This window comes from Marinomonas dokdonensis (assembly GCF_052747885.1).
The window spans coordinates 248,797-271,022 of sequence record NZ_JBRAND010000001.1 but is presented as its reverse complement, the minus strand read 5'-3'; the positions used below and the strand labels follow the sequence as shown (position 1 = coordinate 271,022).

General features: G+C 43.8%; 19 protein-coding genes. 6 read left to right on the top strand and 13 right to left on the bottom strand.

The window, feature by feature from the left end; all coding sequences use genetic code 11:
- Positions 1–8 precede the first annotated feature (8 nt).
- Complete coding sequence (locus ACUM5Y_RS01255) at positions 9–1,190, top strand: XylR family transcriptional regulator (RefSeq protein ID WP_445975032.1); 1,182 nt, start codon at positions 9–11, stop codon at positions 1,188–1,190.
- Between the two features lie 102 nt (positions 1,191–1,292).
- On the opposite strand, the gene xylA is transcribed toward ACUM5Y_RS01255, so the two are convergent.
- The 10 genes from xylA to ACUM5Y_RS01205 form a co-directional block, all read right to left on the bottom strand.
- A complete protein-coding gene (gene xylA / locus ACUM5Y_RS01250; protein ID WP_445975031.1) occupies positions 1,293–2,612 on the bottom strand; it encodes a xylose isomerase in 1,320 nt (439 codons plus the stop codon).
- Positions 2,613–2,825: 213 nt separating this feature from the next.
- Entirely contained in the window at positions 2,826–4,307 is a 1,482-nt protein-coding gene (pdxR, locus tag ACUM5Y_RS01245; RefSeq protein WP_317004057.1) for a MocR-like pyridoxine biosynthesis transcription factor PdxR, read from the bottom strand.
- A 24-nt stretch (positions 4,308–4,331) separates the two neighbouring features.
- Positions 4,332–5,621: an aminotransferase family protein gene (locus ACUM5Y_RS01240; RefSeq protein ID WP_445975030.1), complete on the bottom strand. Its 1,290-nt coding sequence runs from the start codon at positions 5,619–5,621 to the stop codon at positions 4,332–4,334.
- Positions 5,622–5,680: 59 nt separating this feature from the next.
- Positions 5,681–6,436 carry an amino acid ABC transporter ATP-binding protein gene (locus ACUM5Y_RS01235; protein ID WP_445975029.1) on the bottom strand — a complete coding sequence of 252 codons (756 nt, stop codon included), beginning with the start codon at positions 6,434–6,436 and terminating at the stop codon, positions 5,681–5,683.
- Positions 6,437–6,447: 11 nt separating this feature from the next.
- Positions 6,448–7,110: an amino acid ABC transporter permease gene (locus tag ACUM5Y_RS01230; protein WP_317004055.1), complete on the bottom strand. Its 663-nt coding sequence runs from the start codon at positions 7,108–7,110 to the stop codon at positions 6,448–6,450.
- A gap of 19 nt (positions 7,111–7,129) precedes the next feature.
- Positions 7,130–7,954 carry a transporter substrate-binding domain-containing protein gene (locus ACUM5Y_RS01225; protein ID WP_317004054.1) on the bottom strand — a complete coding sequence of 275 codons (825 nt, stop codon included), beginning with the start codon at positions 7,952–7,954 and terminating at the stop codon, positions 7,130–7,132.
- 378 nt (positions 7,955–8,332) lie between these two features.
- Positions 8,333–8,758 carry a GlcG/HbpS family heme-binding protein gene (locus ACUM5Y_RS01220; protein ID WP_317004053.1) on the bottom strand — a complete coding sequence of 142 codons (426 nt, stop codon included), beginning with the start codon at positions 8,756–8,758 and terminating at the stop codon, positions 8,333–8,335.
- Between the two features lie 28 nt (positions 8,759–8,786).
- Positions 8,787–10,946 carry a malate synthase G gene (locus ACUM5Y_RS01215; protein ID WP_445975028.1) on the bottom strand — a complete coding sequence of 720 codons (2,160 nt, stop codon included), beginning with the start codon at positions 10,944–10,946 and terminating at the stop codon, positions 8,787–8,789.
- Positions 10,947–11,109: 163 nt separating this feature from the next.
- Positions 11,110–12,366 carry an NAD(P)/FAD-dependent oxidoreductase gene (locus tag ACUM5Y_RS01210; RefSeq protein WP_445975027.1) on the bottom strand — a complete coding sequence of 419 codons (1,257 nt, stop codon included), beginning with the start codon at positions 12,364–12,366 and terminating at the stop codon, positions 11,110–11,112.
- A 182-nt stretch (positions 12,367–12,548) separates the two neighbouring features.
- Positions 12,549–13,454: a LysR family transcriptional regulator gene (locus tag ACUM5Y_RS01205; RefSeq protein WP_445975026.1), complete on the bottom strand. Its 906-nt coding sequence runs from the start codon at positions 13,452–13,454 to the stop codon at positions 12,549–12,551.
- Positions 13,455–13,718: 264 nt separating this feature from the next.
- On the opposite strand from ACUM5Y_RS01205, the gene ACUM5Y_RS01200 reads away from it, so the two are divergent.
- Both ACUM5Y_RS01200 and ACUM5Y_RS01195 read left to right on the top strand, forming a co-directional pair.
- Complete coding sequence (locus tag ACUM5Y_RS01200) at positions 13,719–14,180, top strand: hypothetical protein (protein ID WP_445975025.1); 462 nt, start codon at positions 13,719–13,721, stop codon at positions 14,178–14,180.
- A 43-nt stretch (positions 14,181–14,223) separates the two neighbouring features.
- The gene (locus ACUM5Y_RS01195; RefSeq protein WP_445975024.1) at positions 14,224–14,967 is read left to right on the top strand and encodes a CLCA_X family protein; all 744 of its coding nucleotides are present in this window, start codon (positions 14,224–14,226) and stop codon (positions 14,965–14,967) included.
- On the opposite strand, the gene ACUM5Y_RS01190 is transcribed toward ACUM5Y_RS01195, so the two are convergent.
- A complete protein-coding gene (locus ACUM5Y_RS01190; RefSeq protein WP_445975023.1) occupies positions 14,964–18,419 on the bottom strand; it encodes a hybrid sensor histidine kinase/response regulator in 3,456 nt (1,151 codons plus the stop codon). The genes ACUM5Y_RS01195 and ACUM5Y_RS01190 overlap by 4 nt on opposite strands.
- A 241-nt stretch (positions 18,420–18,660) precedes the next feature.
- Here ACUM5Y_RS01190 and ACUM5Y_RS01185 point away from each other — a divergent pair, with 241 nt between their 5' ends.
- From ACUM5Y_RS01185 to ACUM5Y_RS01175, 3 genes are all read left to right on the top strand, one after another.
- The gene (locus tag ACUM5Y_RS01185) at positions 18,661–19,017 is read left to right on the top strand and encodes a DOPA 4,5-dioxygenase family protein (protein WP_445975022.1); all 357 of its coding nucleotides are present in this window, start codon (positions 18,661–18,663) and stop codon (positions 19,015–19,017) included.
- 27 nt (positions 19,018–19,044) lie between these two features.
- A complete protein-coding gene (locus ACUM5Y_RS01180; protein ID WP_445975021.1) occupies positions 19,045–19,692 on the top strand; it encodes a MarC family protein in 648 nt (215 codons plus the stop codon).
- Positions 19,693–19,924: 232 nt separating this feature from the next.
- Positions 19,925–20,407 (top strand): FKBP-type peptidyl-prolyl cis-trans isomerase, encoded by a 483-nt coding sequence (locus tag ACUM5Y_RS01175; protein ID WP_445975020.1) that lies wholly within the window; start codon positions 19,925–19,927, stop codon positions 20,405–20,407.
- A 66-nt stretch (positions 20,408–20,473) separates the two neighbouring features.
- On the opposite strand, the gene ACUM5Y_RS01170 is transcribed toward ACUM5Y_RS01175, so the two are convergent.
- Complete coding sequence (locus tag ACUM5Y_RS01170; RefSeq protein ID WP_445975019.1) at positions 20,474–21,205, bottom strand: alpha/beta fold hydrolase; 732 nt, start codon at positions 21,203–21,205, stop codon at positions 20,474–20,476.
- A gap of 36 nt (positions 21,206–21,241) precedes the next feature.
- Positions 21,242–22,201, bottom strand: a complete 960-nt coding sequence (locus ACUM5Y_RS01165; RefSeq protein ID WP_445975018.1) for an isopenicillin N synthase family dioxygenase — start codon at positions 22,199–22,201, stop codon at positions 21,242–21,244.
- Positions 22,202–22,226: the final 25 nt, after the last annotated feature.

The following is a 22,226-nucleotide window of genomic DNA, read 5'->3' as shown; positions in this document are numbered from 1 at the left end:
AAGAATGTATGTTTGAGAAACGCTATCGACTTAATTTAGTGTTTAATGCCAACAAGGTATATGACAGACAAGTAATTGAAGGCATTGGCGAATATTTACAAGCAGCCCAGTGTGACTGGGATGTGTATTTCGAAGACGACTTTCGCTATCGTCTGGATGGGCTAAAAAGTTGGCAAGGGGACGGCATTATTGCCGACTTTGACAACCCCGAAGTGGAATCCCTATTACGGGACACCAGCATTCCTACTGTCGCCGTTGGCGGCTCTTATCATCACCTCGATGACTATCCCCGTTTACCCTATGTAGCGACCGATAATTCAGCGCTCGTACGGACAGCCTACGAGCATTTAAAAAATAAGGGGCTAGGTCAATTTTCCTTCTATGGTGTGCCCAGCACGGCCTATACCCGTTGGTCTTATGAGCGAGAAAAAGCCTTTGAAAAACAGGTGCAAGCCGATGGCTTTGTGCCGCATATCTACCAAGGGCTAAGTACCAGTGCCGAGCAATGGGATAGCGCCCAACAAGATTTAGAAGCTTGGCTGATTAACCTACCAAAGCCCATTGGCCTCATTGCCGTGACCGACTCTCGAGCGCGACATATTCTACAAGCCTGTGATCATCTTAATATTCTGGTGCCCGAAGAGGTGGCTGTGGTGGGTATCGATAACGAGAATATGGCGCGTTATCTCAACCGCACAGCGCTTTCTTCCGTGCAGCAAGGCAGTAAGGAAATGGGTTATCAAGCGGCCAAAATGCTGCATCGTATGTTGCTCGGTTATCCCTTGGAAAACAAGCTGGTAGTGGTTGACCCAGTGGGCATTGAGGCTCGCCAGTCGTCGGACTTTAGGGCCCTAGAAGACCCTTATGTGATGCAAGCGATGCACTACATTCGTCACAATGCTTGTCGCGGGGTAAAAGTCGCGCAAGTGGTGGATTATGTGGGTATTTCCCGCACAAATTTAGAAACCCGTTTTATCGAAGAAATCGGCTGTTCTATGCACGAGCAATTGCACATGACTAAGTTTTATCGCGCCTGTGAATTGATCAGTGCTACGGACTTATCCTTTGATGAGATTGCTCGCACCTGTGGTTATCCCTCCGTGCAATATATGTACACTGTGACCCGTAAAAATCTGGGCATGACTCCGGGTGAATACCGTGTCGCATCGCGATTAAATAAAGACTCCTAGTACACTCTGAAATTTAGTACACCCTTAAATCCTTTATTTCATGCAATAAAAAAGCGCGTCATGGGAATGACGCGCTTTTTCCGCTCACAGGTTAGCCAAGGTCTAGCGGTAAATGAATCCGCTCACGATGTTTTCCAACATTTCCTGCTGGCCCGAAACTGGCTGAGGGTTAAGGTTTTGCTGTTCAGCAAAGTCTGCCAAGCTCTGCAAAGAATGTTGGCCAGTTAAAATATCTTGGCCTAGGGATTCATTCCATTTGCCGTAGCGCTGATCAAGATGCTTGTTGAGGATATCGCTTTCTAGCATTTTAACGGCTTTTTCTAAAGACAAAGCAAGAGTATCCATAGCGCCAATATGGCCGTGGAACAAATCCTCTAAATTGGTGGATTGACGACGCAGCTTGGTATCAAACATATAGCCACCATTTTGGAAGCCACCAGATTTAAGGATCTCATAAGTCACCAAGGTGTACTCTTCTACACTGGTAGGGTATTGGTCGGTATCCCAACCTAATTGAGGATCCCCTTGGTTAGCATCTACTGATCCTAGAATCCCTAGTGAACAAGCCGTGGCGATTTCATGGTGGAAACTATGGCCCGCCAGCGTGGCGTGGTTGGCCTCGATGTTTACCTTGATTTCTTTCTCTAGGCCAAACTCTTTCAAGAAACCATACACGGTAGCGGTATCGTAATCGTACTGATGTTTGGTCGGCTCAGCAGGCTTAGGCTCGATCAACAAAGTACCTTCGAAACCAATTTTGTACTTGTGCTCTACCACCATCTGCATAAAGCGGCCGAGTTGGGCACGCTCACGTTTAAGGTCGGTATTAAGCAGTGTTTCGTAACCCTCACGGCCACCCCAAAGTACATAATTCTGGCCACCCAATTTGTGGGTAGCATTCATGGCATGAAAGACTTGTGTTGCCGCATAGGTGAAAATTTCTGGGTTAGGGTTAGACGCTGCCCCAGACATGTAGCGAGGGTTAGAAAATGCGTTAGCCGTGCCCCAAAGCAGCTGTAATCCAGTCTCTTCTTGTTTGGCTTGTAAGACATCAACCATGGCGGCGAAATTATTGATGTATTCCTTGATAGATTTCCCTTCAGGGCTGACATCCACATCATGGAAACTGTAATAAGAAATACCAAGTTTAGAGAAAAACTCAAATGCAGCATCGGCTTTTAATTTCGCGGCGGCCATTTCATTGTCGGCTTGATACCATGGGCGTTCAAAAGTATTGGCACCAAACACATCACTGCCTTGCCAGCAGAAGTTATGCCAGTAGCAAGCCGCCATGCGTAAGTGTTCTGCCATGGTTTTACCCATGAGAACCTTATTGGCATCATAGTGTTTAAAGGCAAATGGATTGGTGGACTGTGGTCCTTCGTATTTTACAAACGGCACAGTGTCAAAAAACGTGCTCATAATGAACTCCTTTGGTTTTTGTTTTTATTTACCCCCTGATCATTGGCTTTTTACGGAATGGCTTCAATTACGAAATTTTCCCTCTCGGTTATCGAATTTCCCTTCTGGTTTTTTGCCTCAGCGTAAGATGAGTGTCGTGAACTTACTCGTTTGGGGTGTTGTCGGTGGGCTTTGGTGGAAAGTTTTGGGTTATTGGTAGGTTAGAGTGCCATGCTATTGAATGGATTGTTTCTTTTTTAGGAAAGAAGCAATTAATTCAAACCCTTCGCGAAGCTTTTCTTCATCAAGTAAAACAAACCCAAGTTTAATAAAGTTATGTTTGTTCATATTATCTATAAAGAAAGGGGCGCCGGGTTCGATGACAATGCCTAGCTGACGTAATTCACTGGCTAACAAGTTAGTATTTATCGATGTTGGCACTTCTACCCAAAGATTTAGACCGCCTGTTGACGTTGTAATTTTCCAGTCAGGTAATAATTCTTTCATTAGTTCTTGGCTAAGCTTCCATCTTTTTTTTGCGATTCGTCTAAGATTACGAATTTGTTGTTCATAGCCGCCATTTTGGATGAAGTGAGCCAATGTTCGTTGTTCATGTCCAGACAAACTTCTGAGTTGATAGCGACGAATATCTCGTAACGACGAGATAATTTCTTTATGAGCTATGATATAGGCAATCCTACATACCGCGCCTAATTGTTTTGAAAAACCACTAATGTAAATGACGTTATCCAGTCCCTGAGAAGCGATTGGTGGAGAAGAGCGCCCGATGAAGCGCATTTCAGTATCATAGTCATCTTCAATAATACAGCTGCCAAGTTGTTTGGCTAATTGTAGCAGCCCTGTTTTTCTCGGCGTTGACATACTTATGTTACTGGGTAATTGATGACTGGGGGTGGTGTAGATGATTTCTGTTCCAGTCGGGATTTTTTCTAAAGTTATGCCACCTTCATCAATAGGAACGGCCGTTAAGCTTGCTCCAGCTCGTAAGAAAGTGTGCCTCGCATCTGGGTATCCAGGGTCTTCAACGACCACAGGCGTCCCTTTTTGTATCAGCAGTTCAGATATCAAATAAAGAGCGTGTTGGGTTCCTACTGTTAATATAATGTTATCTGGCGTCGCTTCTATGCCTCTGGATGTATTGACCTCATTCAAAATCGCTTCAATAAGAGATGGGTCGTCTACACCAAAATTATCATACAAACTAAATTGCTTGCTCTTGGCCATAAAAGCTTCACGGGAGGCTTTTATCCATGAAGCATAAGGAAAACTTTCTTTAGGGATCGACGCGGTAATGAAAGGGAAAGGGAATTCTGAGTCGTCTGAGGAGCGCTTTATTTCAATAGGTTTGCCAGGCGTCGAAGTGTTTTTTGCACGACGCATCCATTCTTGAGGTTCGGTCTGAAAGGCAACTTGATTAAACGAATGTTCTAGTGAAATTTCAGGATTGATATATCGACCAGAACGAGGCTTAGAGTAAATCATTCCTTGAGCTTCTAATTCCTCGTAGGCCATTAATACAGTATTAAGGCTCACATTTAATTGATCAGCTAAATGTCGAGTGGAGGGCAGTTTCATACTTTGAAAATGCCCATCGCTGATGGCTTTTTCTAAACCAATTTTAGTTTGTATAAAAAGGGGAGTGGAAGACGAGCGATTAATTTGAATATAGCGAGCTATCACTTCAACGCTTACCATTATTACCCCCTTAGAGTGAGTGCTTTATGTCGTTAATTCTATAGTAACCTGATGGATCGCATTAATAATGGCTTTCCCCATGCTGTTGCATTCATCCGCGCTCATGTTTAAAGGCGGGTTAATGCGAATAATGCCATCTGCAGCGGCAACAATGCAGCCATTTCTTTCACAATTATGAGCGACCTTATTGGCAATAGCTGGCGCAGCGAGACCATTATAATCACAGAATTCCAGTCCCCACATATAACCAAAGCCTCGGATGTCTTCAATAATAGGGCTTTGTTTGGCCGGATCAAATAGAGCGCGAATTGTGCTTGCTTGTTTCACTAATTGTTGGCGCAGTTTATCACGCTCGATAATTTCAATGGCTTTTAATGCAATACTGCATCCAGTTGGATGTCCGGCCATAGTGATCACCATTTTAAGAGGCACTTTAAGATGAGTTAAGTCTTCATAGATGTGCTTTTCTACCGCCACGGCCGCTAACGGAAAATAACCTGCAGTGATGCCTTTACCCATTGTTACCATATCAGGTCGTATTGCTTCTTGTTGGAAAGCAAACCAAGAGCCTGTGCGTCCAAAACCGGTAATGACTTCATCGACAATTAAGGTGATTTGATGTTCGTCACAAAGTTGCCTTAATAGCTTCAAATAGCCTTTTGGTGGAACAATAACGCCACCAGCAAAATTAACCGGCTCAACAAATAGGCAAGCGATACGGTCTTGCCCTATCTTTTCAATGGTGGTTTCAATTTGCGCTTGTATTTCGCTCAGGGAATACATCTCGCCTGTTACCGCATTGCGTGCGCTAGAAATATAAACAAAATCATCAGACGTGATGTGAGTGTCTACTTTAAAAGGTTCAAACCCGGTTACTTGTTTTGCTAAACCGAGATTACCGTGATAACTGCGATCAAGAGACAGGCTAACCGTTTTGTTTGAATAACCTAATGCTTGCCAGCGTCTACGAGCAATATTAAGTGCCATTTCATTTGCTGATGAACCGCTAATAGCATACTTAATTTTGTAAGCGTCACCTAGCAAACGACTTAAAGTATTTGCAAGTTCAATACTTGCATGGCTTTGATGCTCTGGAGAGCAATAGGACAAGGTTTTAAACGCCTCAGTTGCGGCTTCAATAAGCTCTGGATGAGCGTGACCTAAATTTAAACAGCTATGCCCAGAAACCGCTTCGTATGCATAATCATTGCCTTCAATTTTGGCCCATCCACCGACGCCAGAGGAAATAATCGTATCAGGAACATGGTTTCCTTCAAAATCCTCTACCCATTGTGCTGTTGACGTTGTATTCATTCTAAGTCCTTGTTCTACTAGCTTTGCTTGTCATTTGGCCTTTATTAGACTTAAACACTTTAATGAGTGCCTGCATGGAAATGAGATAAAAACGCTTTTGTACGTTCATCTTCTGGGTGGTCGATCACTTGTTTTGCAGGACCATCTTCTACAACAACTCCATCTCTCATAAACACCACTCGATTAGCTACTTCACGAGCAAAAGCCATTTCATGAGTCACAACAATCATAGTCATACCTTCGGAAGCTAATTGCTTCATAACCCCTAATACTTCACCCACTAGCTCAGGGTCGAGCGCTGAGGTTGCTTCATCAAAAAGCATGACATCAGGTTCCATGGCAAGAGCACGTGCAATCGCGATGCGTTGTTTTTGACCACCAGATAAAGAAGAAGGGTAGTCATTTGCTTTTATACTCATGCCTACTTTTTCAAGCTGAGCCATGGCAAGCGTTTTGGCTTTTTCTTTATCCATTTTTTTGGCTGTGACAGGGCCTTCCATTACATTTTGAAGCACTGTCATGTGAGGGAAAAGGTTAAAGTGTTGAAACACCATTCCTGTTTGTTGACGGAATTGAGCCAGCTCTTTTGGTTTTAATTGAAGGCGACTTTCTCCAAAAACCATTCGTGTTTTGCCTATCTCGATTCGACCTGCATCAGGTGGAACCAAAACATTTAAGCAACGTAATAACGTTGATTTACCTGATCCAGAAGGGCCGATTAATGCAACCACTTCACCTTTATTGATTTTCAATGTGATGTTGCGTAATACAGTCAGATCCCCAAAGCGTTTTTCAATTGCATCGATTCTAATCATGATTAAACCTCTTAGTGTTTCACGCCATTACGGGATTCAAGGTGACGTACCAACATAGTTAAAGGAAAAAGAAGTGCAAAATAAAATAATGCGACAACGGTATACACTTCTAGAGGTCTAAAGGTTTCAAGAGCGATTAATTTCCCTTGATATAGCAAGTCAGGTATCGCTAAAACTGAAACCAGCGACGTATTTTTTAGGTTAATAACCGACTGATTAACCAAAGGTGGAATCATTTTTCTCACGGCTTGAGGAAGAATGATTCGTCGTAAAATGTCACCATGCATTAGACCAATTGCTTCACCTGCTTCACGTTGACCTGGATCGACTCCTTCAATCCCTCCGCGAATGATTTCTGCATAAAAAGAGCCGCCGTAAAGCGTTAGGGCTATAAAAGCTGCGGTTAATGCTGAAATCTCAACACCAATTAAAATAGGAAGGGCGTAGTAAAACCAAATTAACGCCACCAAAACGGGTGTGCATCGAAATAACTCAATTGAGGAAATTGAAAGTACTCGAAATATTTTGTGCCTAGATAAGGTACCTAATGCATTAATAGTTCCTAAGATCAAACCAGCAGCCACAACCGCGACTGCTAGTAAAATCGTGACCATCAATCCACTAAGTAAGAAATCATAATTTTCCGCGAGCCATGAAAAATTCCATTCATACATAATGGTGAAATCCTATAAGTTATAGTTTTAAGTTAGATGGGAAATCAGCTGGAGTAACGCCAACCAAAGACATATTGCGGATGACAGCTTCACCGATAAAACCGCTTTCACTGTTTTTTGCTAACCATGCGTTTACATAGTCTTCAAGACTCGTATCACCACGTTTTTGGAAACCAGCGTGAGACGTCGTATAAGCCACTGGAGATGGCGCAATAACTGTACCTAACTGAGGGTTCTTTTTCACAATTGGGAGGCTAAGCATCATGACAAAACATTGAGCGTCTGCTTTGCCAGATTGCAAGGCAATGGAGGCTTCGCTGACATTATCAAAGCGCAGAATCGTGGCGTTAGGTAATAGTCTTGTTACAGTTGCATCATGGGCAGAACCTGCATCAACCGCGATACGGATTTCTGGCTTATTGTAATCTTCCCATGTTTCAAACTGCGCGTTCTTACGAGCCACTAATGTGAATGCATTATTGAAAACAGGGCTTGAGAAATTAATGACTTTTTTACGTGCTTCTGTAGGGTTCAGGCCAAACATCATGTCGATTTTATCTGCCTGCAAATCCAAAACAGAATTGCCCCAAGTTGTTGTAACAACTTCTAATTCAACGCCTAAATCGTTTGCTAGAGACTCAGCAATGTCGATAAAAATACCTTCCCACTCACCAGAACGACGATCCTTCTTAAAAGTTGGTGCTGCATCTGTCACACCACCAATTCTCAATTTTCCTGATGCGATCACTTCTTCCAAAGTCGTTTGTGCATAAGCTGTACTATTAAGTGCAAGTGCAGTAATTAGGCTTGCCACTCCAACTTTTAATGTTTTAACTAATTTCATCGTTTTCTCCATTCAATTGATTGCAGTAAAAACTCGATATAGTAAATATTGCATGTTTAATATAAAGCAGCATCTGAACCTAAAAAAGATACAGAAATATAAATATTAATGGTTACAGAGTGTAACGATAAAGTGCGTAGTGGACAAAAAAAGTGCGCATAAAATGCATCTTGATTCGCTGTAAATTTAATGAGCAGTTCATATGTAAAAAATACAAAAGACTAGTCGTTTAAGGGCTTAGCGAGCAGACGTATAGAAAGTCTTAAAAGCGGGAAACTAGAAGAAAAAAGTAAGCATAAAATAAAAAAACTCAATGTGTTGTTTTGGTGCGACACATTGAGTTTTGAAGTGATCATTATTGTTTAAAATAATGCCTTTTTATGAAAGGTTATTTAAAAAATATTCGATGCCTGCTGCTGCGCAATCCATGTCTTGTTGAGGTGTGCCAGAACTAAGACCAATACCGCCAACCACTTCACCGTTTACAGTGATTGGCAAACCGCCGCCCACAACACACAACCTTCCGCCTAATGCGGTATGAATACCGAATACCAAGTTACCAGGAACGCAAGCTTGGTTGTATTCATGAGTTGCCTTGCGTGCAGCCGATGCAGTGAATGCTTTATCTTGCGCAACAGTGATACTGGTGATCTTACCACCGTCCATGCGTTCAAAAGCAATCAAATTACCTGACTCATCAGTAATTGCGATACACATAGGAATGCCAATTTCTATTGCTTTTTCACGAGCACCTTTGATTAATAATTGCGCGTCACTTTGATCCAAACGAGTAATCGTTAACATAATATTTTCCTAAATAATAAATGAAACGTTAAGCTTGTTCTTTTACTTCACGACGACGTGCATGAAGTAAAGGTTCGGTATAACCGTTCGGTTGTTCGCAACCTTTGAATACCAAATCGCAAGCCGCTTGGAAGGAAATGCTGGAAGCAAAATCTGGTGCCATTTTTTTGTAATCCGCATCCGTACTGTTTTGCTGATCGACTACAATCGCCATGCGCTCTAATGCTTCTCGTGCTTGTTCTTCAGTGCAAATACCATGATGTATCCAATTGGCAAGGTGCTGACTTGAAATACGCAATGTTGCGCGATCTTCCATTAAGCCAACATCATTTATGTTAGGCACTTTGGAACAGCCAATACCTTGTTCAACCCAACGAACCACATAACCCAAAATACCTTGGGCGTTATTTTCTAGTTCGAACTGAATTTGTTCAGCTGACAGAGCCATATCGCCCAATAACGGAATATTCAACAATGGAGTCAACTCTGTAGGCTCTCGTTTAGCTAATACAGCTTGCTGATCAAATACATTCACTTGATGGTAATGAGTTGCGTGAAGCGTCGCTGCAGTTGGAGAAGGCACCCAAGCACAATTTGCACCAGATAGAGGGGCTGCAATTTTAGTGTCCATCATTTCTAGCATTTCGTCGGGTTTAGGCCACATGCCTTTACCGATTTGAGCGAAACCGCGAAGGCCACATTCAATACCGATATTGACGTTACGATCTTCGTAAGCGGTAATCCAAGGTTGCTCTTTGATGCTTTCTTTTGGCAACACAGGACCCGCTTCCATACTGGTATGAATTTCGTCACCAGTGCGATCCAAGAAACCAGTATTGATAAAGAATAAGCGCTCTTTAACTGCTTTAATACAAGCTTTCAAGTTTACTGATGTACGACGTTCTTCATCCATTACTCCGACTTTTAGTGTGTAACGATCTAATCCCAAGGCGTCTTCGACTTGTGCAAACAGGTCGTTTGTCAAAGCGGCTTCTTCAGGGCCATGCATTTTAGGTTTAACAATGTAAATGCTGCCTTTTTGACTGTTTTTAACGCGACTGTTGCCTTTCAGATCGTGTAGAGCGCAAAGCGTGGTTACAACCGCGTCTAGGAAACCTTCAGGGATTTCATCTCCATTTTTGTCTAATACCGCATCGGTTGTCATCAGGTGACCCACATTGCGAACCAACAATAAACTACGACCCGATAAGGTTAATGCTTCACCATTTACTCTGGTATAAATACGGTCAGCGTTTAAACGACGAGTAACGGTTTTACCACCTTTATCGAAGCTTTCTTCTAATGTGCCTTTCATCAAGCCTAACCAATTACGGTAAACCAAGACTTTGTCTTCTGCATCAACCGCTGTTACCGAATCTTCGCAGTCAATAATAGTGCTGATGGCAGATTCAATAGTAACGTCTTTTAATACCGCGTCATCACTTGATCTAGCTGTGTCGACTAACAGTTCAATATGCAAACCGTTGTTGCAAAGAAGCAGAGTTAATAGATCTTTAGACTCAGAAAAACCAATGAATTTTTCAGGTTCTTTGAGTGTGGTTGTTGTGCCATCGGCCAACTTAACAAAAAGACCCCCATCTTTTTGAGAATAGTTAATCGCTTGTGTATGAGAACCTGTTGTTAATGGAATGGCTTGATCCAAAAATTCAGAAACCCAATGAATCACTTTATTGGCACGAACAGGATCAAAACCTTTTGGCTTTTTCCCATTTTCATAAGGGATAACATTTGTGCCGTAAAGCGCATCGTATAAACTTCCCCAACGGGCATTCGCCGCATTTAAAGCAAAACGTGCGTTGTTAACAGGAACAACTAGCTGAGGGCCTGCGATCGTGGCAATTTCATCATCGATGTTCGTTGGTGAAATAGAAAATGCTTCGTTATCAATAGGAGCAAGGTAGCCAATTTCAAGCAAAAAGGCTTGATAAGCGACCATATCAATTTCAGCTCCTTTGTTGTTAAGGTGCCATTCGTCTAATTTTGCTTGCAGTTGAAGGCGTTTTTCTAATAACGCCTTGTTACGACCACCAAGGTCATTAACAATAGACTCTAAGCCAAGCCAAACTTGGTCTGGATTAATACCGGTTTCAGGCAAAATGTGATCGACGATAAGGTCATGTAAACCTGAATCAATTTTCAATCCACCTTTTATGATTCTGTTATTCATCTTCTCTCCTGTGTTTTGTAATTCATTCGTCTATTTCATGACGTTAGAGTTATGAAATGTCATTAATAGACGAGTATAAATAATGAAAAAGGTAAATAAATTGTACGTTTTCACCTAACAATAAAAGAAATAGTACTGTTTTTTTTAAGTGGTACTTTTATGTTTAAAGAAAACGTTTAGGTGAAAAGGGGGTTGGATCCACACATGCTGTGACTCCTTGTACCAATTCACTAACCAAACGACCGGTTACCGCGCTGAGCGTTAAACCAATATGACCATGGCCAAATGCGAGCGTCACTTTATCGTTACTCGGTAAATGACCAATAATAGGGATGGTATCGGGTGTCGCAGGACGGCTTCCAAACCACTCGGACGAATATTCAATATCATCTCCGAGCATTTCTTTGGCTTGTGCTTTTAAATTATCAATACGTAACTTTGTTGCTGGTGCATCAATGTGGGCAAATTCTGCCATTCCAGCCAAACGCATTGACTCTTCAATTGGTGACAAAAACACAGACTTATCTAACCACGCGACTGGGCGGGTAAGGCAAGTCGGGTTGTCTGAGCGAATCATAATGTGATAACCCCTTTCGCTGACCAAAGGCAGTTTGCAACCTAATTGATCGATTAACTTTTTAGAGGCGCTACCTGCGGCAATCACCAGTCGATCGAAATAATGTGTTTCTGTCGTTGTTTGAACAGATACTCCGTTGTTTTCACATTTGACGCGGTTTACTTGATCTTTAATAATTTTGCCGCCATTTTCGACGAAATACTTAGCATAACAGCGGCTCAATTGAATAGGGCTCACTGTAAAACGCGTATCTGGGTAATACACGCCACCAGCATAAAATGGTTGTAATGCCGGTTCTAACTCTTTGACCTGATGATGATCAACAAAAGACAAATTAACTCCTAAATTTTGCCTTTCTAGCATGTCACCTGTTTTGGCTTTTTCGATACTCTCTTGTGATGCAAACAAAGCAAGGCAGCCGCCTTTATGAATCAAGGATTGGCCTGATGTCATGTTTAAAAGCACTTGATCAGATTCAAAGGCTTTAGACTGTAAGTTTGTTAGCGCCTGTCGAGAGTGCTTATAGCGAAAACATGACTTCATGTAATGCCAGCCATAAGGCAGCATTTCGGGAATGTAATGCTTAGAAATAGATAAAGGGCTGCTTGCATTGGCGAGTAGTTTCGGAATTTTAGGTAACATTTTGAAGCGTGTGAATGGCAAGCATGAAAAGTTAGCCATGACGCCAGCATTGCCAAAAGAGGCGCCTTCACCTGGGCTTTGGCGGTCGATAATAGTGACCTTATAACCTGCTTTTTGTAGCCACAAAGCAGAAGATAAGCCAATGATTCCTGCGCCGATTACGGCAATGTTTTCATGAGCAAAATCGTTATCTTTAGACACGTTATGATCACAACTACGTTAAGTAGTGCGCCTCTTCTGGTGAGTATGAGTACTTAATATTAAAATCAATAAAATTTTAAATCAGTGAGGCTTTAAGCTCGCCAACCAGTTAGATCATAAGATCTGAAGCGCATTAAAGAAAATTAGTAATTCTTAGGAAGGTATAGATTTTTCTTATGTAGTCACTGTAGTGTTTGTAATTCGCTTTTTAGATATTTTACAAACATCATCGCTAGAGTAGACAAAGGTCGATGTGCTGGCGTGACAATCGAGATGGAAAAAGTGACGTGAGATGTGAAAGGCAGAAAAACAATTTGATCTTGGTTACGACTATTCGCTTGATAACTTGCGACTGTAATTGGATCGACAATGGCACAAGCCAAACCATTTTCAACAAATGACAGTTGTGGAAGAAAGTATTGTGTTTCAAAACGTTTATTCAATGTTAAATCATTCGTTTTAAAAATAGACTCTAGTTGCTCATGAATAGCATGTGATCCATCCAACATAGCCAGAGGTTTATTGTCTAAGTCTTGTGCACAAATAGTCGTATTTTGTGCCAAAGGGTCAGAAGCGGGAACCGCACAGACACATTTAAAATCCAGAGGGTCATGATGAATGAGTGAGGGCGCTACACTTTCCACGTGATCGACAAGGCCAACATCGTATCTTTGTGCTGACATAAGTTGCTGAGCTTGAAAGGAGCTGTGGGAAAACAAAGATACATCTACATGCTCTTTGTTTTGAACAAAGCGACTGATTAATTGTGGCAAAAAGAAAATAGAAGGGCTGATCATAGCAACCATATTTATTCGGCCTACGTTTAAGTTCTTTACACGTGTTAAGCTGTCTTGCAAGTTCTCAACTTTTTCCAATATCTCAGTTGCTTCCGCCAGAATGTATTCCGCTTCAGGTACGGGATGCAATCGACCTTCGCGCCGTTCAAAAAGTGGCATACCAACTTCTTCTTCCAAACTGGCTAGTTGTGAGCTTACCGCTGGCTGAGTTCTAAACAAATTACTAGCCGCTTTGGAAACAGATCCTGTCACCATAATTTCTTTGAATGCGCGCAGTTGTTTTAGATTCATTTCTAATCAAGCCTTATAAATAACGGTAAAATTATGGCAGTAAGTTTATCAGGGAAGCGATTGTTATACGAAGCTCAATGGTTAGAAGGCAGAGTAGCAACTATCAGATGGCCTTTGATCTCATTCATTTCGTCACGAGCAAATAAATAGCAAGATAAGGTTTAAATATGGATCTTTCTTTTCAACCTTGTTCTTACTAGAAGAATGTTTTTTACTGTTTTGCCTGCAAAATGGTAAAAACATAAATTTATAAGACGGATTCTTATGAAGAAAACTTTCTTTAAAAATCTGCAATCTTTGACCGCTATTTTAGTGTTGAACACATTGCCTGCTGGAGTTGCCCAAGCTAGTGTTAGCTATGAATCCGAAGTGGCTCAAGCAAGGGTGTTATCAGATGATCGCAGAAACACCTTAAAACAAGACTTTCAAGAAGACCCATTAAAGCGTTTGTATCTTGAAAATACACTGGCTTATGTTCAAAAACATCAAGATAAGCCCTTGAGCCATCAGCATCATTTGGCTTTAACTCTTATTGAAGAAGCTTACCAAGATGATTTGGACACCTTGCTAGATCATTATGAATTCGAGTTGGAATCTGCCATTTTGGCTAACGATGAATCTCGTATCCATAGCGCCAAGAATTGGGCAGAACAAGAAATAGCCGTGCTGAAAGAAATGCGAAGTGCTAAAATTTCGGAATTTAACCAAAAATTCAGCGTCTCTTGAGTTTAAATAGAGGCTGAAACGGTCATTCACTCCGAGACTTGACATGTTATCTGAATCACCCAATTTTAGTTTCGTTACGATTCGTCGCCAGTTCGACTTTCGTGGTATCGAGATGGGCCGTTGGGTGACGCCTGAAGAAAGAGATCGCGCGGCGGTCAATTTCCACCAAGCTTTGCACGACTTGATGGACGCTTTACAAGGTCCTGAACATCTTATTTCTCTACGAGGAACACTTGGGCTTCAGTTTGGAAAAGGCGGACAGCGTGGTGTAGCGGCTCATTATATGCCAGCGACTCGGCAACTGGCCTTGGCTAAAAACGCTGGTGCAGGAAGTCTCGCCCATGAATGGTTTCATGCCTTTGATCATTATGTGGGGGCAAAAATGTTTGCTACCTTAGCGAGCGATGAGTTCGCCTCATTTGGTTGGATAAACAGCGCAGTGATGAATCCACATCCTCTTAATGATTCTCTAGCAGCTTGTTTTAAAGCGATTATGTTAAGCCCTGATGGTCAATCTACCAGCGAGTTATTTCAGCACTCAACCCAAGCAGATCGGACTCATAAAATACTCTATTACGCGAAACCAGAGGAATTAGCTGCTAGGGCATTTGAAGCCTTTGTAGAGGACTGTGCTCCCCACAGTCACTTCTTAGTGCGAGGAACACGTTATTCGCCAGAGGCGAAAAGTGGTCTTTACCCCCAAGGGGCGGATCGTGAGCGCATCAACCAAACGTTTAAAAACTATTTTCACACTTTAGGCCAAGCGCTGTTTCGAGAGCTGGATTAACGCCGGCTTTTCTGCTGGTGGATGTGTTGTATCAAGGCGCGAAGTTTAGCGGGCTTGGCAGGTTTCGCCATGTAGGTGACTTCCTGTTGCTTACAGGCTTCTACTAAGTCTGCATCCCTAAGGGCGGTGATCAATACTGCAGGAATGGTCTTGCCTGCTTTGTCTCTTAAGCGTTGAATTAAGTCTAAGCCGTCTTGACTATTATCAAGGTGGTAATCGACCAATAGCAGCTCGGCCTCACCTGATGCCTCAAGCGCTTCACCATAACGATTAAAGGTGTGGCATTCACATTGCCAGTGGCTGAGTAGGGTGCTGATGGCCGTTAGGTTATTGACGTCGTCATCGATACACCAAACCTTACATTGAGCGCTCTTATCGGTGTTCACCACAGGGCTGGCAGTGGCCACTGGGGTTGGCGCTTGTGACTGCTTCGCTAGAGGAATATAGATACCAAAACGGCTGCCTTTATTTGGCACAGAGAGGACTTCTGTGGTGAGGTTCAGTTGCTTCTGCATGCGTCGCACCAAGCCTAACCCTAAACCCATGCCCGGTTCTTGGTTGTTTTCCCAGCGATAAAAGTCGTCGAAGATTTTTTGTTGCTCTGCCATAGGAATGCCCACGCCTGTGTCCCAAACCTGTAAATAAACATAGCCTTCACGACGGCGGGTACTAAGCAAAACACTTCCTGTTTGGGTGTATTTCACCGCGTTAGAAACAAAGTTTTGAATGATGCGGCGCAGATAAATGGCATCGGAATGCACTCGGCAAGGGCTAATGTGGGTTCTTAACTGTAAGCCTTTGTTGTCTGCGATAACCCCAAACTCGGTAATAATAGGCTGCAAGACATCTTGCAGATCGCAATCGGTGAGCTTAGGTTGAATCGCTCCTTGGTCTAGACGAGCGATTTCCAGCAGAGTGGAAATGAGCATCTCGGTGGACTCAAGGGAGTCAGCAAGTTTATCCACCACTTGTCCTGCGGCGGCGGGCATGTCGCTCGATTGCAACACCCCCATGTAAAGTTTGGCGGCGTTTAAAGGTTGTAAAATATCGTGGCTGGCCAGTGCTAAGAACTCGGTTTTCGAGGCATTTGCGTGCTCGGCTTCTGCTTTGGCCTTGATTAGCGCTTGCTCTGCCTGGCTGCGGCGGTCGATTTCTTGCAGCAGTTCATGGTTAATGCTTTGTACTTCTTCAGAACGGGCTTCTACACGTTTCTCAAGGTCAATGTTGGCTTCTTTTAAGGCCTGTTGGCTTTCAATATGGTCGGTTACGTCGGTGTAACTGGTAACAAAACCGCCGTTAGGAAGTGGGTTACCCACCATTTCAATCACTCGGCCACTGGCGCGACGGCGCAAGAAACGGTGAGCAGTACCCTTGCGTAAATGCTCTAGTCGTTTGCTGACCAGCTCTTCAATTTGCCCCACACCACATTCGCCGCGTTGGGCGTTATAGCGAATTAATTCTTCCACTGGTAAGCCAACTCGTAACATGCCTTCAGGGTAGGGGTAGAGAGACAAATAGGTTTTATTCCACGCCACGATACACATGTCTTTGTCGACCACACTGATGCCTTGGTCGAGATTGTCCATGGAAACAAAGAGTAGGTTTTGGCTGAACTGTATGGCTTGGGTGGTTTCGTCTAGGTAGGTTACCATTTCTTCTACCTTGATCTGTTTGTCGATCAAAATAGAGTTGATGATGGTTCGGGCGGAGGATCCCCCCAATACGCCCCCAAGAATGCGCTCACAATAGTCGATAAATAAGCGGTTCGGCGTGGCATTTGCTGGAATGCTTTGATTGTAGTCTTGCTCGAAGCTGGACAAAACCTGCTGGCATTTTTGCTTGCCTAGAAAGGTTTCTAGTAACACAAAGAAGTCACTGTTTTTGGCTTTACTCTTGGCCTTGAAAAAGCCGTTTTCAAGTTCTGTGGTAGGGCTCACAAAAGCGGTCGCTTGAATACGGTCAATCAGACGTTCGGTAGACAAGAGCGAGCCAATCACATAACCAATAACGTTTGCCACCAAGCTAATAAAGGTGCCATAGCTGATCATATCGCTGCGGCTTTGGGCACTTTCTAGGCCCCAATTCATGTTGCCAGTCAGGGGCAGCATGGTGAACAGTAGCCAGCATAAGAAGCCCAAGGTGAGGCCAGTGTACACCCCATAGGCGTGGCCGCGCTTCCAGTACAAGCCGCCAAGCACGGCGGGCATGAGTTGTAGCACCAATGAGAAGGCAATGATGCCAGTGCCGGTCAGCGATTCAGAATTGGCCATGGTCTGATAATACAAGAAGGCCAACATCAAGATGCCCATCATCGCCAAACGACGAATCATCAAAATCCGCCTTTGATAAACGGGTAATACCTGTTGCTGAGCACTGGCACGAGCCAACATGAGAGGCAGGATAACGTCGTTACTGATCATTATGCTTAGGGCAAAGGTCGCCATGATGATCATGGCCGTGGTGGCGGAAATGCCCCCAAGGAAGATCAACATTTGCAGGGCTAAATTATCGGACGCTAGGGCGAACTGAATAACATAAGTGTCGGCATTAACGTCATTGGCAAAAAGGCTTTGTCCGGCAATGGCTATGGGCGGAATAATCACCGCAAAGATCAGCAAATACACAGGGAATAACCAGCGAGCCATGGAGGATTGTTTGGGGTTTTGATGGTCCACCACGGTGACATGGAATTGGCGAGGTAGGCACACCACGGCAGCGGCAGACATAAAGGTCTGCATGATAAAAGCAAAAGATACTATGCTGTCGGCGTGCCAAACACTGGTGTCTATGCGTCGGCTAATGGTGTCAAAGTCCAGATCTTTCACCATCATTATCGCGACTGCGCCAACCGCGACAATGGCGATGAGTTTAAATAAAGATTCGGTGCCTATGGCCAGCATCATGCCTGATCGATACTCGGTCACTTCAACTTTTCGCGTACCAAAAAGCATGGCAAAAACGCCCACTAATATGGTTGCACACAGCACGACTAAGCTGGCTGAGGACTCTTCTTGTTTGACAAACAGGGAAAAGTTAAAAGCGATGGCTTTTAACTGCAAGGCAATATATGGGATCACCGCCAACATGGCGATAAGGATCACCAAAGGGGCCGTCATGGGGCGCTTGCCATAGCGAGATGAGATAAAGTCAGCGATGGACGTGATGTTTTGTTTATGGCTGACGTTAATCAGCTTGCGCAAAAATGGGAAGGCGAAGGTATAGAGTAAAATAGGCCCTAATAAAATCGGCAAATAGCTCCAGCCAGAGCGGGCGGCCTCACCAATGGAACCAAAGAAGGTCCAAGCGGTACAGTAGATGGCAAGGGATAAACTGTAAACAATAGGGTGGCGAGTCAGGCGCTTGGCCATTGGGCTGTCGTTGTCACCCCAAAGCGCAACCCAAAACAGTCCTAGGACATACAAGATGGCTAATACAATCCACAAAAACGTCATTTCGTCATCTACCCAAAGTCTTAGTTTTCCTTAACAGTCAAAGTCTTACCACAGGCAACCCCATGGGGACTCAAACAATGTAACACAGGCGCTCTGATAATCCTCTAAGACTAAAGTCGCGGCTGGTTAAAGATCGGATTATTTCTAATTTGGAAATTCAGCTTATTATGTCAGGCCGTCTTACTTACTCTGGTGAAATGCTACAATGGCGGCAATCAGTTACGTGAAGCAAGGAGAGAAAATGTCGCCATTAGTACCCAGTGAGACCATCAAATCCTATCATGCTCATTTATACTATCAAGATGAGGCGGGTTTGGCGTTGGCCCAAGAGGTTGCTCATCAGGCAGAACAGCTGTTTCCGATTAAAGTAGGGCGTTTTCATTGTAAAGCGGTGGGGCCTCATCCGGTTTGGAGCTGCCAGCTATCATTTGATAGAGAAACCTTCGCGCATATCGTCCCTTGGTTGATGCTAAATCGTAATGGCGTAGATGTGTTTTTGCATCCGGTTACAGGGAATGACTACCGTGATCATAGCCAAGGAATTGCTTGGTTAGGAAAGTCCTATGATCTTGATATTTCAAGATTTATCACCATATAGAGGGTTGCATTTACCCAAGGGGATAGTATGGAAGACTGGTTTAAGCAATTTGTGATTTTATGGTCTGTGATAGACCCAATAGGGACCATCCCTGTATTTCTGGCCGCGACGGCGAGCTTTACTCAACCTGCTTTAGCGAGAAAGGTGGCTTTAAAGGCGGTATTGATTGCTGCTGCTGTCTTGTTGTTCTTCGTGGTGGCAGGGGAATACTTACTTGATGAAATGGGCATACCTCTAGAAGCCTTCCAAATAGCCGGTGGTTTGGTGCTGTTCCTGTTTGCTTTGACCATGATCTTCGGGGAAAGCAAGCCAGATGAAGAAATGGGCATGATAGAAAAAGGCTTACACAGTGCTGTCTATCCTTTAGCGATTCCGTCTATTGCCTCACCAGGTGCCATGATGGCCGCTGTGTTGCTAACGGATAATAACCGCTTTTCGGTGATGCATCAGGCCATCACCACAGGGGTTATGCTTAGTGTTCTTTTGATCACTTTTATTCTCATGTTGCTGGCCACTCACATCCAAAAGATCATTGGTGTGGCTGGAGCCAGTGTGATCAGTCGAGTCATGGGGCTTATCTTAGCAGCGGTTGCCGTTAACTCAGTGCTAACAGGGGTGGAGTTGTATTTTGGCCTTGAAACCGCTGTTTCCTCTAACCCAGTGTTGGGAAGCTAGTAAGTAAGGGATGAAGGCGCAGATAAATTTATCTAAATAAATTTTAGTTCAAGCCTAGAAAAATCGTCGATCATCCCAAACTTCATGGCTATACGCTAGTTATTGGTGCTATGTCTCGTTATCATAGTGCCGCAAACTAACGTTCGGGTTCGTGATGTGTCGGTGTTATGCAAAAACTGTTTGCTTGTATCAAGCACTCGTTCCCCCATACATTCAAAAGTTGGAGAAGACAATGCAAATTGCAGAAAACACCGTTGTAAGCATGCACTACACATTAACAGATGACCAAGGACAAGAGCTGGATTCTTCTGTTGGCCAAGAGCCATTAGTATTTTTAAGCGGCGCACAAAACATCATTGATGGCCTTGATAAAGCCCTTCAAGGCAAAAGCGCTGGTGAAAAACTGGTCGTTGAAGTTGCACCAGAAGACGCTTACGGTGCTGTACACCAAGAATTGATTCAAAAAGTACCTCATGAAAACTTCCAAGGGGTAGATGAAATTCAAGTGGGTATGCAATTCATGGCGCAAACTCCAGGTGGCCAACAACCTGTAACGGTTATTGGCGTAGAAGAAGACGGCATCATGCTAGATGGTAACCATCCATTAGCAGGTAAGACGTTGAACTTCGACGTAGAAGTCATTGAAGTACGTGAAGCGTCTGCTGAAGAGCAAGAGCATGGTCATGTACACGGCGAAGGTGGCCACCACCACTAGGCCTTAAAACTGACAAACGAAAAGCGGCGATTGTTTCCAATCGCCGCTTTTTTTTGCGCTTTAGTTTTAAGTATGTCGCTGGAAAAAACTCAGCAAAATGTCCGCTAATGCTTGCGGCATGGCCAGCTGCGGAAAGTGCCCACAATCTAAACTCGCGACTTCTGTGGCTGGTACTAAAGCTTGCATGGTGGTTTGGACGATAGGTAAGACTGAGCGGTCTTGCTTAGCCTCTACATATAAGCGAGGAACTTGTCCCGCCCCTTGTTCTGTCCACTCATTAGTACTGTAGCGAGCCGAATTGGGTTGGCTCACCAGACGCTGAGCCACCTTCTGGGCATCATCAGGATCAATATCATGCAAGAAGATTTTTAGTGCGGCCTCAGCTGGCACTCGTGTCCCACCATGGGTTTCTTGTAAATAGGGGCCTATACCACGTACATCATGGCCTTGTGCGCTCAGTTGTTGGCACAATTGATCAAACCTAAGGCCACTCGGAAGCATCATACCCGCCACATAAGCGATAGCCTTGATCCGCGCAGGGATAGCTTCCGCAACTCCAGTCGCCGTTAGGCCTCCTCCGGAGTGAGCAACCAGATAAATATCGCCGGTTAACTCTGCAATTTTGTTCACGACTTGTTGGCAGTAATCTTCAAGACTTACACCCATGTCCTCAGGGTCGTCTTCTAAACTACCTAGCAAGCTAATGGGATGAAGTTGATACCCTGACAAATAAGGCAGTAAATCTTGCCACGCCCAGCCACTGGCCCAAGCCCCGTGGATTAAAATAATGTGTTTCATCGTAAAACTCTTAAATTATGACAGGGGTACCCATCTTTAAAGGTAAGTGCGTCGGTACATCTCACGCATGTGTTCTTCCACCGTCACAGGTGGGTACTTAGCTTGCTCAGAGGGTGTTAAACAGCTTTCGATACAAGCGACGTTATGATCTGGGTGGCCACTAAAAAAGAAAGGAATCGAATAACGTTCTTTACCGCTTTTATTGATCACTCGATGACGGGTGGATTGATAGGTGTCATTCGTCCAGCGGGCGATCATATCCCCTAGATTAACGATATAGCTATCAGCGATAGGAGGCGCGGCTAACCATTGCTGGTTGTCGTGATCCCATACTTCTAAGCCGCCATTCTCATCTTGTAGCAATAGGGTAATGCCGCCAAAGTCAGTATGAGCGCCACAGCCTTTTTCATCTGGATGGCTCATGGCGGGTTGAGGTGGGTAATGCAACAAACGTAATGTCACCAGCGGGTCTTGGCAGAAGTCTGCGAAATAATCTTCTTCCAGTTCCAGCGATAAAGCTAAAAGGCTCATTATTTTAGTCGCTAACTCGGTGAGTTGTTGCAAGTATTGTCGAGACGCTTGCTGGAAGGCTGGCATGTTTTTAGGCCACTGGTTTGGACCATAGTTGAAGCGCCCAGCCTTTACCATAGGGTGGTCTTCAGGGTGATCAATCCCAATGTAAAAGCCTTCTTTTAAATCCGGTAAACCATTGGCTTCAAGGGTTTGATGTTTAATAGGCTCATAACCACGATTGGCTTTAGATTGCTGGGTGCTAATGGCTAATTTTTGCGATTCTGGTTGGGCAAAAAAATGCTTGGCTTGGTCAAATACCTCGGTTTGTAAGCTAGTTTCTATGCCATGGCCAGTAATGTAGAAAAACCCTTTGTCTTGGCAAGCCTGACGAATACTCTCCGTAATTTTAGCGGTTTCCGTGGGGTCATTAAGCGCTAAATTCGTTAGGTCAATAATGGGTAGCGCTGGGGCGTTGCTGTCCATGTTTCATCTCCAGAAAAAGTGTATA

Bases quoted from the DNA above. Each gene is read 5' to 3' on its own strand.
- ACUM5Y_RS01255 (WP_445975032.1), top strand. From the start codon at position 9: ATGTTTGAGAAACGCTATCGACTTAATTTAGTGTTTAATGCCAACAAG.
- xylA (WP_445975031.1), bottom strand. From the start codon at position 2,612: ATGAGCACGTTTTTTGACACTGTGCCGTTTGTAAAATACGAAGGACCA.
- pdxR (WP_317004057.1), bottom strand. From the start codon at position 4,307: ATGGTAAGCGTTGAAGTGATAGCTCGCTATATTCAAATTAATCGCTCG.
- ACUM5Y_RS01240 (WP_445975030.1), bottom strand. From the start codon at position 5,621: ATGAATACAACGTCAACAGCACAATGGGTAGAGGATTTTGAAGGAAAC.
- ACUM5Y_RS01235 (WP_445975029.1), bottom strand. From the start codon at position 6,436: ATGATTAGAATCGATGCAATTGAAAAACGCTTTGGGGATCTGACTGTA.
- ACUM5Y_RS01230 (WP_317004055.1), bottom strand. From the start codon at position 7,110: ATGTATGAATGGAATTTTTCATGGCTCGCGGAAAATTATGATTTCTTA.
- ACUM5Y_RS01225 (WP_317004054.1), bottom strand. From the start codon at position 7,954: ATGAAATTAGTTAAAACATTAAAAGTTGGAGTGGCAAGCCTAATTACT.
- ACUM5Y_RS01220 (WP_317004053.1), bottom strand. From the start codon at position 8,758: ATGTTAACGATTACTCGTTTGGATCAAAGTGACGCGCAATTATTAATC.
- ACUM5Y_RS01215 (WP_445975028.1), bottom strand. From the start codon at position 10,946: ATGAATAACAGAATCATAAAAGGTGGATTGAAAATTGATTCAGGTTTA.
- ACUM5Y_RS01205 (WP_445975026.1), bottom strand. From the start codon at position 13,454: ATGAATCTAAAACAACTGCGCGCATTCAAAGAAATTATGGTGACAGGA.
- ACUM5Y_RS01200 (WP_445975025.1), top strand. From the start codon at position 13,719: ATGAAGAAAACTTTCTTTAAAAATCTGCAATCTTTGACCGCTATTTTA.
- ACUM5Y_RS01195 (WP_445975024.1), top strand. From the start codon at position 14,224: ATGTTATCTGAATCACCCAATTTTAGTTTCGTTACGATTCGTCGCCAG.
- ACUM5Y_RS01190 (WP_445975023.1), bottom strand. From the start codon at position 18,419: ATGACGTTTTTGTGGATTGTATTAGCCATCTTGTATGTCCTAGGACTG.
- ACUM5Y_RS01185 (WP_445975022.1), top strand. From the start codon at position 18,661: ATGTCGCCATTAGTACCCAGTGAGACCATCAAATCCTATCATGCTCAT.
- ACUM5Y_RS01180 (WP_445975021.1), top strand. From the start codon at position 19,045: ATGGAAGACTGGTTTAAGCAATTTGTGATTTTATGGTCTGTGATAGAC.
- ACUM5Y_RS01175 (WP_445975020.1), top strand. From the start codon at position 19,925: ATGCAAATTGCAGAAAACACCGTTGTAAGCATGCACTACACATTAACA.
- ACUM5Y_RS01170 (WP_445975019.1), bottom strand. From the start codon at position 21,205: ATGAAACACATTATTTTAATCCACGGGGCTTGGGCCAGTGGCTGGGCG.
- ACUM5Y_RS01165 (WP_445975018.1), bottom strand. From the start codon at position 22,201: ATGGACAGCAACGCCCCAGCGCTACCCATTATTGACCTAACGAATTTA.